Source organism: Allobosea caraganae, assembly GCF_003351345.1.
In the GTDB taxonomy this organism is placed as follows: domain Bacteria; phylum Pseudomonadota; class Alphaproteobacteria; order Rhizobiales; family Beijerinckiaceae; genus Allobosea; species Allobosea caraganae.
The window spans coordinates 83,241-96,260 of record NZ_QQTO01000011.1 but is presented as its reverse complement, the minus strand read 5'-3'; the positions used below and the strand labels follow the sequence as shown (position 1 = coordinate 96,260).

Genomic DNA, 13,020 nt, shown 5'->3' with positions numbered 1-13,020 from the left:
TCCGAAAACCGGATTCCATTTTTCGGTCCGACGCTTCAGCGCGTCGGGGCTGGCGCGGCGAAGGGCTCGTCGCCGAGACCTGTCCAGGCGAACTGGACATGGGCGGCCATCCGCGCCACCGAAATGATGCCGATGGCCAGGAGCAGGACGATCGAGAGCTTGCCGAACCACAGTATCACCACGCCCGCCGCAAGCAGGGCGACGGCGTTGGCGACCAGTTGCAGATGCGGATAGCGCGAGAGCGTGGCGACCTCGTGCAGCGGCATCACCAGGGCGCTGCCGCCATAGAACAGCGCCAGTGCGGCGACGACAGGGCCGATGCCCTGCCATTGCGTGCCGTCGAGCACGGCATCGGCGGCGACCGCGAAGAGCCCGATCCCGGCGAAGAGCGCGGCGGCGACCACGATCAGCCGGAGCGTGATGATGCGCGTGGCCTGCTGCCGATCGGGGCCGGCCTGCCCGCGCAGCGTGTTCATGACGAGCGGGACCGAGACGGTGGCGAACATCTGCGTCGGCATTTCCAGCAGGCGCATCGCCAGCGCGACATGGGCGGCCAGGATCGGATCGCCGGCGAGCGGCAGGGCGAGGAGCGGCGCCGCCATGAAGCCGAACGACAGGAGCGCCGAGGGCAGCAGGATGCGCGGCGCGGTGCGCCAGCGCGCAGCCGAGGCGCGCAGCTCGCGCCTGGACCAGTACGGCGGGTTCACCAGCCGGATCAGCGCATGGCGCCGCCGCCAGATCAGGTAGCAGGCCGAGACGGCATGGCCGAAGGCGTCGGCGGCGAAGAGCGCGAGCGAGGTCGCGCCGAGCGGCCAGATCAGCAGGATCATCATGCCCGGCTGCACCAGCGCCTGGACGATGTTGATGTTGCCGACCGTGGCGAAATCGCCCTCGGCGGTGGCCTCCGCCACGAGCAGGCGGATCACCGCCCGGCTCGCCAGCGAGATCATGAAGAGCGCGCCGAAGCCGCGCAGGACCCAGCCCTCCGCCGCGGCGAACAGCACGGCGAGCGTCATGCCGCACAGGAAGACGGCGCCGGTCGCCAGCGCGAGCCGGAAGGCCTGGCCGAGGCGCCGCCGGTCATTGCTCTGGAAGAACACGGCCTCGAAGCGGAGCAGCGCGGCGATCGCGACGAAATTGGCCAGCGTCGAGAAGATCGCGAAATCGGCGAAGACCTGAGCGGGGCACAGGGCGGCTGCGAGCAGAAGGCCCCAGACCGAGAGGAAGCGCGCCTGCAGGAAGCGCAGGCCCAGCATCAGGCCGGCGCCGAAGCCGGTCTTCCCGGCCGCCGCGAGCCGCTGGGACGGCTCGGCCAGGGCGGAGGCCAGACGCGGCCGGAACGCGGTGCCGTCCAACGTGAGTTGCGCCGCCATGTCCACATCGCCCGGCGGGAGGTCGGACAAGCTTGCGTCGCTGAACTCCCGGTCGTCGCGACGGCTCGGCGACGCCGGTTCCGGATCAGTCTTCAAGACCACGGCTTGCGGCTTCGCAGCTGGCAGACTGTGCCGTCATGGTTAACCATTGGTTAATGCGCGGCATATCCCGTCCGGTCACTCTTCGTAAGGTTCCCTGATCATCCGGACATGTGGCCGAAAAGAGGCCTTTGCCGGCCAACGCGGCAGCGTGAATCTCATGATGTTGCTTCGCCTCTGCGGGGCGTCCAATGTCCGGTATCGCCCCTGCCAGAGACAGCTCCCGTGCCGCACGCTCCGATTCATATCGACTTCCTCAACATGCTCGACGTCGAGGCGCTCGCCCTGACCGATCACGAAATCATCGGCGCGGTCGAAGCCGGGCTTGCGGCGCAGGGCCGCAAGGAGACGGTGATCGAGCCGCGCATGCATTTGCAGCCCGGCGTGGCAAACGGCCATTTCAACGTGCTGCGCGGCGCCTTCCGCGCGCCGATCAACCTCGCCGGGGTCAAGGTGATCGGCGACTTCGTCGACAACTACAAGGAGGGCCTGCCGTCCGAACTCGGCCTGCTGCTGCTGATGGACCCCGGCAACGGCGTACCCAAGGCCATCATCGACGGCAGCCACCTCACTGACATGCGCACCGGCGCGGTCACTGCGATCGGCGCAAAGTATCTGGCGCGCAAAGGCTCGAAGGTGCTGGGCCATATCGGCGCGCGCGGCACGGCCTACTGGAACGTCCGCCTGCTCGATTCGCTGTTCGACTTCGACGAGATCCGGGTGCATTCGCGGCGCAAGGAGAGCCGCGACGCCTTCGGCGCGAGGCTTTCGGCCGATCTCGGCAAGCGGGTCATCGTCACCGAGGACTGGCGCTCCTGCGTCGAGGGCGCCGACATCGTCGTCGAGGCCTCGCGGCTGAACCAGCCGGAGCCGATGCTCAGGACGGAGTGGATCAAGCCCGGCGCCTTCGTCGTGCCCTATGGCACGATGAGCGCGGTCGAACTCTCGCTGACCGACATCATGAGCAAGCTCGTCGTCGACGACTGGGGCCAGTGCAAGACGGGGCAGTTCGGCTCGCTGCGCGCCCATGTCGAGGCCGGCAAGCTCTCGGAGCAGACGCTCCATGCCGAGATGGGCGAGATCGTCGCCGGGCTGAAGCCGGGCCGCGAGCGCGAGGACGAGACCATCCTGTTCTGGCACCGCGGGCTCTCGTTGTCGGACATCGCGCTCGGTCATTTCATGCTGGAGAAGGCCCAGCGGCTCGGACTCGGTCAGCGGCTGCGCTACGCGTGAGCAGATCCGCAGAGCCGGCGCTCGTCGCCAATGCGCGGATGTATGCGGTCAACCCGGCCGTGCGCGCCGCCTGGACGGAGCTGTTCGGCTGGGTCTCGGCGGCATCAGGCTTGGCGCTGGAGGTGATCGATCATGCCGCGCCGGCACCGCTCGACGAGCTGTGGCGGCGTGGCGATCTCGGGCTCGCCTTCATCTGCGGCTACCCGTTCGCGAGCGGCGGCTTTCCGGTCCAGCCCGTCGTCGCGCCGGTGCCCGCTTCCGCGCTGGGTGCCGGCAGGCCGCTCTATGCCTCGCATCTCGTGGTGCGGGCGGAGAGCGGGCTCGCGACGCTGGCAGAAAGCTTCGGTGGGCGACTTGGCTGGACGGTCGAGCATTCGCAATCCGGCTTCAACGCCCTGCGCAGCCATTTGCTGCCGTATCGGCGCGCCGGCGCCAGCCTTTATGCGGGGAGCGTCGGCCCGCTGGTGACGCCGCGCCGCGTGATCGAGGCTCTGCTCGCCGGCGAGATCGATATCGGCCCGCTCGATTCCTATTTCCACGACCTGCTGCTGGCGCATGAGCCGGAGACGGCGGCGAGGCTGCGCATCGTTGAGACGACTGCGCCAAGGCCGATACCGCTTCTGGTGGCGTCGGAGGGCGTGCAGCCTGCCATTGTCGGGAAGCTTCGTGGTGCGTTGCTGGCCGCGTCCGGAGATGCCGTTACGGCGCCCTTGCTCGCGAGGTTGCGTCTGAGCGGCTTCGCGGCAGTCGAGCGGGAGGCTTATGGCGTCTTGTTGGACGATGCGCGTGAGGCGGAGGCTGCCGGCTACGTCATGCCGGGCTGAGCAATCTCAGAATGAGGCGCGGGAGCCCTCTCCCGTGTGGGAGAGGGTTGGGGGAGGGCCGGACGGTGCATTAAAGACGCGAGCGAAAGCCGTTGCAAAACGTGAGGTGACGGAGCTTTTTCGTTTGTTGTCCGGCCCTCATCCGCCGCTGCCGCGGCACCTTCTCCCACACGGGAGAAGGGAAGATTGCGGTTCGTCCGGTCATGCCGTCTTGCCCAAATGCCCCACCGCCCATCGTTGCATCCCGACGCCACTGGACGCCCCATGCTTCGGCGACGCACTATCGCGCTCCGACAGGCCTAGGTGAGCGTCCCCATGTCCGAGATCGTCTCCAAGACCAATACCGGCCGGTTCTTCGAGGATTTCAGGCTCGGCGAGACGATCGTGCACGCGACGCCGCGCACCGTCCGGGCCGGCGACGGGCCGCTCTACACGGCGCTCTACGGCACCCGCTTCGCCGTGCAGTCCTCCGACGCCTTCGCCCAGGCGATCGGCTATCCCGCCGCGCCGGTCGACGACCTGCTGGTCTTCCACATCGTCTTCGGCAAGACCGTGCCGGACATCTCGCTGAATGCCGTCGCCAATCTCGGCTATGCCGACGGCCGCTTCCTCAGGCCGGTCTATGCCGGCGACACGCTGTCGACCACGTCCGAGGTCATCGGGCTGAAGCAGACCTCGGCCGGCGATGCCGGCATCGTCTATGTCCGCTCGATCGGCCGCAACCAGGATGGCGAGATCGTCCTGAGCTATGCGCGCTGGGTGCTGGTGCGCAAGCGCCATCCCGGCACGCCCGCCCATGCCGAGCAGGTGCCGGAACTGCCCAAGGCGGTGACGCCGGAGCAGCTCGGACAGGGCTGCCCGGCGCTCGAGCTCACCGCCTATGACGATGGCCTGTCCGGCTCGACCTTTCGCTGGGGCGATTATGTCGTCGGTGAGAGGATCGACCATGTCGACGGCATCACGGTCGAGGAGGCAGAGCACCAACTGGCGACGCGGCTCTACCAGAACACGGCGCGGGTGCATTTCGATGCCTATGCGGCGCGCGAGACGCGCTTCGGCAAGCGCCTGATCTATGGCGGCCACGTCATCAGCCTGGCGCGGGCGCTCTCGTTCAACGGGCTCGGCAACGCCTTCCACATCGCCGCGATCAATGGCGGGCGGCATGTCGCGCCGCTCTTTGCGGGCGATACGGTCTATGCCTGGAGCGAGGTGCTGGAGGTTGCGGAGCTTCCGGGCCGGCAGGATGTCGGCGCGCTGCGCCTGCGGCTGGTCGCGACCAAGAACCGGCCCTGCGGCGAATATCCCCTCAGGCTCGGCGACGGTTATGCCGATGGCGTCATCCTCGACTTCGATTATTGGGCGCTGTTGCCGCGCTAGATCGCCGTGCGTCCTACCGGACGCAAAGTGGCGATCTAGACCTTTGTTGTTGCATCGGATTTTTCCGAAAACCGGATTCCACTTTTCGGCCCGATACTCTAGCATGACGCCCAAAAGTGGGAACCGGTTTTGGGCCGATGTCATGCTGCAGAAGACGTGACCCTGCGTTACAAGTTACAATTTTTGTGTTCTGTAACTGCGCCTGGAGCATGTCGCGTTGCAGCACGAGGCCAGTTTCGCTAGACAGCCAATCACTCTAGAACCGTCCCAAATGGACAAGGCCCTTGCGCGGGGTCAGCAGACCGGGAGTTCAACTTGGCCGAGGTCAAACCGGCGGCGCGGCCGCTTTCGCCGCATCTGCAGATCTACCGCTGGTCCTGGACGATGGCGATGTCGATCGCCCATCGCGTCACCGGCACCGGGCTCTATTTGGGCACCGTGCTGATCGCCGCCTGGCTGATCGCCGCCGCATCCGGCCCGGCAGCCTATGAGACGGCGCAGGCCGTCGCCGGTTCGATCCTCGGCCGCCTCGTGCTGTTCGGCTATTCCTTCGTGTTGTTGCACCACATGGTCGGCGGCCTGCGCCATTTCGTCTGGGACACCGGCAAGGGCTATGAGCCGCAGACGCGCATGAACATGGCGAAGTACAGCGTCGTCGTCTCCGGCGGGCTGACGATCCTGCTCTGGATCATCGTTCTGGCGGTCGGCTGAGGAGCTAAACCATGCTGTCCAACTCCTCCATGCGCACCCCGCTCGGCCGCGTCCGCGGCCTGGGCTCCGCCAAATCCGGCACCGGCCATTTCTGGCTGCAGCGCGTCACCGCCGTCGCCAACGTCGTCCTGACCCTGGTCTTCCTCGGCCTGGTGATCTCGCTGATCGGCAAGCCCTATCCGGCTGCGGTCGCGACGCTCGGCAATCCGCTGGTCGCGATCCTGATGCTGCTCTTCGTGCTCTCGGGCGCCATTCACATGCGACTCGGCATGCAGGTCATCATCGAGGACTACGTCCATGGCGAGGGCCTCAAGATCGCCGCCGTGATCGGCAACACGTTCTTCGCGATCGCGATCGGCGCCGCCTGCGCCTTCGCGTTGCTGAAACTCTCGTTCGGAGGCTGATCCGATGGCGATCACCCGTTCCCACCCGGTCCCGGCCTATACCGGCCAGGCCTATGAGATCACCGACCATACGTTCGACGTCGTCGTCGTCGGCGCCGGCGGCGCGGGCTTGCGCGCCACGGTCGGCTGCTCGCAGGCCGGGCTGAAGACGGCCTGCATCTCAAAGGTGTTCCCGACGCGCTCGCACACGGTTGCGGCGCAGGGCGGCGTTGCCGCCTCGCTCGGCAACATGGGCAAGGACACTTGGCAGTGGCACATGTACGACACCGTCAAGGGGTCGGACTGGCTCGGTGACCAGGACGCGATCGAGTATCTCGTGCGCAACGCGCCCGCCGCCGTCTACGAGCTCGAGCATTGGGGCGTGCCGTTCTCGCGCACCGAGGACGGCAAGATCTACCAGCGCCCGTTCGGCGGCATGACCACCGAGTTCGGCAACGGCCCGGCGGCGCAGCGCACCTGCGCGGCGGCCGACCGCACCGGCCACGCCATGCTGCACACGCTCTACGGCCAGGCGCTACGCTACAACACCGAGTTCTTCATCGAGTATTTCGCCATCGACCTGATCATGGACGAGGATGGCAAGTGCCGCGGCGTGATCGCGCTCAAGCTCGATGACGGCACGCTGCACCGCTTCCGTTCGCAAATGACCATCCTGGCGACCGGCGGCTACGGCCGCGCCTATTTCTCGGCGACCTCGGCCCATACCTGCACCGGCGACGGCGGCGGCATGGTGCTGCGCGCCGGCTTGCCGCTCCAGGACATGGAGTTCGTGCAGTTCCACCCGACCGGGATCTACGGCGCCGGCTGCCTGATCACCGAGGGCGCGCGCGGCGAGGGCGGCTACCTGACCAATTCCGAGGGCGAGCGCTTCATGGAGCGCTATGCCCCCTCGGCCAAGGACCTCGCCTCGCGCGACGTCGTCTCGCGCTCGATGACGATGGAGATCCGCGGCGGCCGCGGCGTCGGCAAGAACAAGGACCACATCTACCTGCATCTCGACCATCTCGACCCGAAGATCCTGCACGAGCGCCTGCCGGGCATCTCGGAGAGCGCCAAGATCTTCGCTGGCGTCGACGTGACGCGCGAGCCGATCCCGGTGCTGCCGACGGTGCATTACAACATGGGCGGCATCCCGACGAACTTCCACGGCGAGGTGCTGACCAAGGTCGACGGCAATCCCGACACCGTGGTGCCCGGCCTGATGGCGATCGGCGAAGCCGCCTGCGTCTCCGTGCACGGCGCCAACCGGCTCGGCTCGAACTCGCTGATCGATCTCGTGGTGTTCGGCCGCGCCGCCGGCCTGCGCTGCGCCGAGATCGTCACGGCGGGCGAAAAGCAGGCTGAGCTGCCGTCGAACTCGGCCGACCTCGCGCTGACCCGGCTCGACAAGTACCGCAACGCCAAGGGCGGCACGCCGACCGCCGAGCTGCGCAACCAGATGCAGAAGACGATGCAGGATAACTGCGCCGTCTACCGCACCGGCGAGACTCTGGAAGAGGGCCACAAGCTGATCCACCAGGTCTGGGGCGGCATCGAGGACATCGCGACCACCGACCGCTCGCTGATCTGGAACTCGGACCTGGTCGAGACGCTGGAATTCGACAACCTGATCACCCAGGCCGTCGTGACGATGGATTCGGCGCTGAACCGGCCGGAAAGCCGCGGGGCGCACGCTCGCGAGGATTATCCGGACCGCGACGACAAGGACTGGATGAAGCACACCCTGTCCTGGATCGACGACGGCAAGCGCACCGTCACGCTCGACGACCGGCCGGTGCATACCTACACGATGTCGAACGACATCGAATACATCAAGCCTAAGGCCCGGGTGTACTGAGGACGATCTGACTGATGGCTGAATTCAATCTTCCTCAGAACTCCCGCCTGACCGAGGGCAAGGCCTGGCCGAAGCCGGCCGGCTCGCACAAGCTCACCGAGTTCAAGGTCTATCGCTGGGATCCGGATACCGGGGCGAATCCGCGCACCGACACCTATTATGTCGACCGCGACGATTGCGGGCCGATGGTTCTCGATGCGCTGATCTGGATCAAGAACAAGGTCGACCCGACGCTGACCTTCCGGCGCTCCTGCCGCGAGGGCATCTGCGGCTCCTGCGCCATGAACATGGACGGCAAGAACGGGCTCGCCTGCACCACCGGCATCGACGAGTGCGGGGCCAAGGGCAAGGTCGCGATCTACCCGCTGCCGCACATGCCGGTGATCAAGGACCTCGTCCCCGACCTCACCCGCTTCTACGCCCAGCACGCCTCGATCGAGCCCTGGCTCAAGACGACGACGCCGGCGCCCGAGAAGGAATGGGCCCAGGCCAAGGACGACCGCGAGAAGCTCGACGGGCTCTACGAGTGCATCCTCTGCGCCTGCTGCTCGACCTCGTGCCCGAGCTACTGGTGGAACGGCGACCGCTATCTCGGCCCGGCCGCGCTGCTGCAGGCCTATCGCTGGCTGATCGACAGCCGTGACGAGGCGACCGGCGAGCGGCTCGACGACCTGGAAGACCCGTTTCGCCTGTATCGCTGCCACACCATCATGAACTGCGCCAATGCCTGCCCGAAGGGGCTGAACCCGGCCAAGGCGATTGCCGAGGTCAAGAAGATGATGGTGACGCGGCAAGTTTGAGTGCGCGTCATCCCGTGCGCGCTGCGGCGCGAAGTGCTGCTGCGCAGACACGGGACCGCATGACGAGAAGGCGCCTCTTTCTCGAAGGGCGGCGGGGAGTCCTTTTCTGAGGACGGTCCCGCATCTGCGCAGCAGCACTTCGTGCCGCAGCGCGTGCGGGATGACACTCTACGTCACGCGCTACTTGAGATACCGCCGCGGCGAGAACGGCGCTGGGTCGGCGGGCGGCGTTTCCCCGGTCACCAACGCGGCCAGGATCTCTCCCGTCACCGGCCCCGTCGAGAAGCCGATATGCTGGTTGCCGAAGGCGAGCCAGAGGCCGGGCTTCCGCGGCGCCTCGCCGATCATCGGCAGTGAGTCCGGCAAGGTTGGCCGCGCGCCGCGCCATGTCGTGGTCTCGACCTGCTCGCCGAGCGCGAAGGCCTCGCGGGCACTCGGCAGCACCTGGTCGATCTGGGCGTGGTTCGAGGGCGCGTCGCGATGGGCGAGCTCGACGCCGCTGGTCAGGCGATAGCCCCGCTCCATCGGCGCCAGCATGTAAGACGCCTCGACATCGTGAAGCGGCCGGCCGAGCTTGCGGCCGTCCTCGGCGCGGTAATGCCGGTGATAGCCGCGCTCGACATTGAGCGGGACGTCGAGGCCGAGCGGCTTCAGGAAATCGGCGCTCCAGGGTCCGAAAGCAATGACGGCGATGGCGGCGTTGAACGGGCCGGCCTCGGTGTCTGCTTTCCAGCCGGACGGGGTCGCGCTCAGCCCGGCGACGACGGCCTGCACGATCCGCCCGCCCCGCGCCGCGAACATCGCCGCATAGGCGGCGACCACGGCCTGCGGCCAGTCGACCGAGGCGCTGTCCTTGTGCCAGAGCCCGGCCGTGAAGATCGGATTGAGGTCGGGCTCGAGGCCTGAGAGCGCCTGCCGGTCGAGCGGCTCGCTGCGCACGCTGTGATCCTCGAACCAAAGCTGCTCGGCCTTGGCTTTCTCGGGACCTGCCTCGCTGCGCCAGAGCTTGAGCCAGCCGGTCTCGCGCAGGCGCTGCGAGACGCCGGCCTCCGCCATCCATTGCTTGTGCATGGGCAGGGCATGCGAGGTCAGGCTGTCGAGCGCGGCGATGCGCGGCGCGAGCCGCGACGGCCGTGCTTCGGCCAGGAAGCGCAGGATCCAGCCGGGATTGCGCAGGAGATGGCCGAGCCGATAGCGGATCGCGGCATGGTCGTTGCGCAAATAGGCCGGCAGGCTTTGCCAGAGCGAGGGATTGTTGAGCGGGACGATCGAGGAGCGGCTGATCACCCCGGCATTGCCATAGGAGGTCTCGCTGCCCGGTTCGCGCCGGTCGATCAGCGTCACGGTGAAGCCGCGCTTCTGCAGGGCGAGCGCGCAGGAGACGCCGACCATGCCGGCGCCGAGGACGAGGGCAGTTCGGCTCACGCCGGCAAGGCCGCACTATCGGTGGGCTGCTTCAGCCAGTGGTCAAGGAAGCCGTCAAGCCAGGACCGGATCGCGGGATCGTACTGGTACCAGCCGTCAATGTGCATATGGCGCAGCTGCGCGCCGGGCATCAGCGTGCGCTCATGGCCGCGCACCGACCAGCGGCACATCATCATCGGCGTCACTTCCGGGTGGAACTGGATGCCATACGCCTTGGGGCCCGAGCGGATCGCCTGGATCGGGAAATCGCCGCCGGTGGCGAGGCATTCGGCGCCGGGCGCGCAGTCGAAGCCCTCGCGGTGCCATTGATAGACGGTGCCCGGCCAAATGGCGCCGGTGGTGGCGGAATCGGTGTGTCCGGCCTCGGTCAGCGTCAGCGGGTAGTAGCCGACCTCGGCCCGGCCCTCGGGATGGGTGTAGACCCGTGCGCCGAGATGGCGCGCCAGCATCTGGGCGCCCAGGCAGATGCCGAGAAAGGGCGCCTCCTCCTTCAGGCAGGTGCCGATCCAGTCGATCTCGGCCTTGACGAAGTCGTCCGGATCGTTGGCGCTCATCGGGCCGCCGAAGATTACCGCGCCGGCATGGCCGCGCATGGTCTCAGGCAGCGGGTCGCCGTAACGCGGCTTGCGGATGTCGAGCTGGTGACCGCGCGCCTGGAGCAGCCGGCCGATGCGGCCCGGCGTCGAGTGTTCCTGGTGCAGGACGATCAGCACCGGCTTGGGCGCGGGTCCAGACTTCCGGAGGGAGGCCGGCGAGCGGGTCTTGCGGGCGGTGGGGAAGCGGAAGAATTGGTCGTTCATCGCAGGCTTCAGCAGCAACTCCGTGCGCGTATCAGCCAGTGATGAGCGCAAGGCCATACCATTCCCCTGACAATGCGGTTCCATTGGGGCCGGAGCAAGCAATTTATGCGCCAGCGCCGCATGGCGAATTCGCAAGCGGCGCAAGACAGGCGTAGAATATTTACCTCTCAATTTGCATTGAAGGAGAGAATTTATCCTGCTCCTTGACATGCTCGTGAAGCTCCGGCATGAGAATGAACATTCATTCTCATTCTTGGACGCCAATGTTGCCGCCGCATTCCCTCGCCTTCGACGCTGGCCGCGGCCTGTCGGAGCGCCATATCCGCATTCTCGATGCGGCCGAGCGCGTCTTCGCGCGCAGCGGCTTCCATGTCGCGACCATGCAGGACGTCGCGGTCGAAGCCGGCATGAGCCCAGGCAACCTCTACCGCTACTTCTCGTCGAAGGACGCTATCATCGCCGGCATGGCCGAGCGCGACCGGATGATGATCGCGGAGGATTTCGCAGCGCTCGATCCGGCCAAGGGCGGGCTGCTCGACCAGCTCGAGGCGCTCGGCCGGCGCCATCTGGTCGACGCCCCGCGCGAGAAGGCGGTCATCGCCCTGCTGATCTGGGCCGAATCCTCGCGCAATCCAGCCATGGCCAGCATGTGCGCCAGCATCGACGGCACGGTCGCGCAGGGCATGAGCGCCGCGGTGGCCGCCGCCAAGGCGAGCGGCGAGTTGCCGGCCAATCTCGACGATGCGCGCTTCCTGCAAGCCATCTTCATGATGGCCGACGGGTTCTTCTGCGGCCGCGCCGCAGACCTCAACTTCGATGCGGCCTCGGCCGCCGACACCTTGTTTGCGACCATGCGAGTGCTCTCGCAAGTGCTCGTGCTGCCTTCGCCCGAGAGGCCGCAGCCATGATCGCCCTGAAAGCCATGATCCCGAAAGCGGTGCCCATGTCCCGTTCGTTCCAACTCCTGGCGACGCTGTCGCTGCTGGCTTTCGCCGGCGCGCTGCCGCAAGCCGCTCAGGCGCAAGCGCAGGCGAACACCCCGGCGAAATCCGAGCCCGCCGCCGGCCCCTCGGTCACCGTCACCAATGCGAAGGTCACGGAGATCGTGCAGAGCGTCGTCGTCTCCGGTTCGATGATCGCGCGCGACGAAGTCCTGGTCTCGCCCGAGATCGACGGGCTCGCGATCACCGAGATCCTGGCCGAGGAGGGCGACCGCGTCGCCGCCGGTCAGGTGCTGGCCAGACTCTCTCGCACCACGCTCGACGTGCAGAAGGCGCAAAACGACGCTCAGATCGCTCGCGCCGAGGCGGCCATCGCCCAGGCCAACGCGCAGATCGTCGAGGCCGAGGCCAATGTCGTCCAGGCCAACAACGCCTTCGACCGCACCAAGGTGCTGCGCGACAACGGCAATGCCAGCCTGGAGACTTTCGACCAGCGCGACGCCGCCGCCCGCTCGGCGAGGGCGCGGGTCAACTCGTCCAAGCAGGCGCTGGCGATCACCACGGCCGACCTTGCGCTCGCCAAGGCGCAGGGGCGCGACATCGACGTCAGGCTCGCCCGCACCGAGATCAAGGCGCCCGCTGCCGGCACGATCAGCCGGCGCAGCGCCAGGCTCGGCGCCATGGTGGTGATGGCGACGAGCGACCCGCTCTTCCGCATCATCGCCGATGGCGCGATCGAGCTGCAGGCCGATGTCGCCGAGGTCGAGCTCGCCGGCCTCAAGCTCGGCCAGAAGGTCGCGGTGACGCCGGCCGGCAGCGACAAGCCGCTCGAAGGCGAGATCAGGCTGATCGCGCCCGAGGTCGACAAGGCCTCGCGGCTCGGGCGCGTGCGCATCGCGCTTAAGGGCAATCCGCCCGTGGCGATCGGCTCCTTCGCGCGCGGCGTGATCGAGACCGGGCGCAAGACCAGCATCACCCTGCCGCTTTCCGCCGTCACCTATTCGCGCGGCGGCGCGACGGTGCAGAGCGTCAGGGAGGGCAAGGTCACGACCAGGAAGGTCGAGCTCGGCCTGATGGGCGACGGCCGCGCCGAGATCGTCTCCGGCATCGCCGACGGCGAGAGCGTGGTGGCGCGGGCCGGCACCTTCGTGCGCGACGGCGACGTGATCACGCCGATCGCGACGAACTGACGGGGC

12 protein-coding genes are annotated in these 13,020 nt (G+C 67.4%); 9 read left to right on the top strand and 3 right to left on the bottom strand.

The genetic code is table 11. The features are described from left to right. Positions 1-35: 35 nt before the first annotated feature. Positions 36-1,373 carry a hypothetical protein gene (locus tag DWF00_RS05345; protein ID WP_114831732.1) on the bottom strand — a complete coding sequence of 446 codons (1,338 nt, stop codon included), beginning with the start codon at positions 1,371-1,373 and terminating at the stop codon, positions 36-38. Between the two features lie 360 nt (positions 1,374-1,733). Here DWF00_RS05345 and DWF00_RS05340 point away from each other — a divergent pair, with 360 nt between their 5' ends. The 7 genes from DWF00_RS05340 to DWF00_RS05310 all read left to right on the top strand — a co-directional run bounded on the left by DWF00_RS05340 (position 1,734) and on the right by DWF00_RS05310 (position 8,658). Continuing rightward, on the top strand, positions 1,734-2,705 hold the full coding sequence (locus DWF00_RS05340; protein WP_114831769.1) for an ornithine cyclodeaminase family protein: 972 nt from the start codon (positions 1,734-1,736) through the stop codon (positions 2,703-2,705). Beyond that, positions 2,702-3,529 (top strand): phosphate/phosphite/phosphonate ABC transporter substrate-binding protein, encoded by an 828-nt coding sequence (locus DWF00_RS05335; protein ID WP_147283799.1) that lies wholly within the window; start codon positions 2,702-2,704, stop codon positions 3,527-3,529. The genes DWF00_RS05340 and DWF00_RS05335 overlap by 4 nt, the downstream gene beginning before the upstream one ends. Before the next feature lie 315 nt (positions 3,530-3,844). Next, the gene (locus DWF00_RS05330) at positions 3,845-4,906 is read left to right on the top strand and encodes a MaoC family dehydratase (protein ID WP_114831730.1); all 1,062 of its coding nucleotides are present in this window, start codon (positions 3,845-3,847) and stop codon (positions 4,904-4,906) included. A gap of 315 nt (positions 4,907-5,221) precedes the next feature. Further along, entirely contained in the window at positions 5,222-5,617 is a 396-nt protein-coding gene (sdhC, locus tag DWF00_RS05325; RefSeq protein ID WP_114831729.1) for a succinate dehydrogenase, cytochrome b556 subunit, read from the top strand. A gap of 11 nt (positions 5,618-5,628) precedes the next feature. Then, positions 5,629-6,021 carry a succinate dehydrogenase, hydrophobic membrane anchor protein gene (gene sdhD, locus DWF00_RS05320; RefSeq protein WP_245973757.1) on the top strand — a complete coding sequence of 131 codons (393 nt, stop codon included), beginning with the start codon at positions 5,629-5,631 and terminating at the stop codon, positions 6,019-6,021. Between the two features lie 4 nt (positions 6,022-6,025). Continuing rightward, on the top strand, positions 6,026-7,858 hold the full coding sequence (gene sdhA, locus DWF00_RS05315) for a succinate dehydrogenase flavoprotein subunit (protein ID WP_114831728.1): 1,833 nt from the start codon (positions 6,026-6,028) through the stop codon (positions 7,856-7,858). A gap of 14 nt (positions 7,859-7,872) precedes the next feature. Then, positions 7,873-8,658 carry a succinate dehydrogenase iron-sulfur subunit gene (locus DWF00_RS05310; RefSeq protein ID WP_114831727.1) on the top strand — a complete coding sequence of 262 codons (786 nt, stop codon included), beginning with the start codon at positions 7,873-7,875 and terminating at the stop codon, positions 8,656-8,658. Between the two features lie 180 nt (positions 8,659-8,838). Here the strand turns inward: DWF00_RS05310 and DWF00_RS05305 are convergent, their stop codons facing one another. Continuing rightward, positions 8,839-10,083, bottom strand: a complete 1,245-nt coding sequence (locus tag DWF00_RS05305) for an NAD(P)/FAD-dependent oxidoreductase (RefSeq protein WP_181832832.1) — start codon at positions 10,081-10,083, stop codon at positions 8,839-8,841. Then, on the bottom strand, positions 10,080-10,883 hold the full coding sequence (locus tag DWF00_RS05300; RefSeq protein ID WP_114831767.1) for a glutamine amidotransferase: 804 nt from the start codon (positions 10,881-10,883) through the stop codon (positions 10,080-10,082). Before DWF00_RS05300 ends, DWF00_RS05305 begins: the two co-directional genes overlap by 4 nt. Before the next feature lie 266 nt (positions 10,884-11,149). On the opposite strand from DWF00_RS05300, the gene DWF00_RS05295 reads away from it, so the two are divergent. Continuing rightward, complete coding sequence (locus DWF00_RS05295; RefSeq protein WP_245973756.1) at positions 11,150-11,791, top strand: TetR/AcrR family transcriptional regulator; 642 nt, start codon at positions 11,150-11,152, stop codon at positions 11,789-11,791. 35 nt (positions 11,792-11,826) lie between these two features. Then, on the top strand, positions 11,827-13,014 hold the full coding sequence (locus DWF00_RS05290) for an efflux RND transporter periplasmic adaptor subunit (RefSeq protein WP_114831766.1): 1,188 nt from the start codon (positions 11,827-11,829) through the stop codon (positions 13,012-13,014). Positions 13,015-13,020 lie beyond the last annotated feature (6 nt).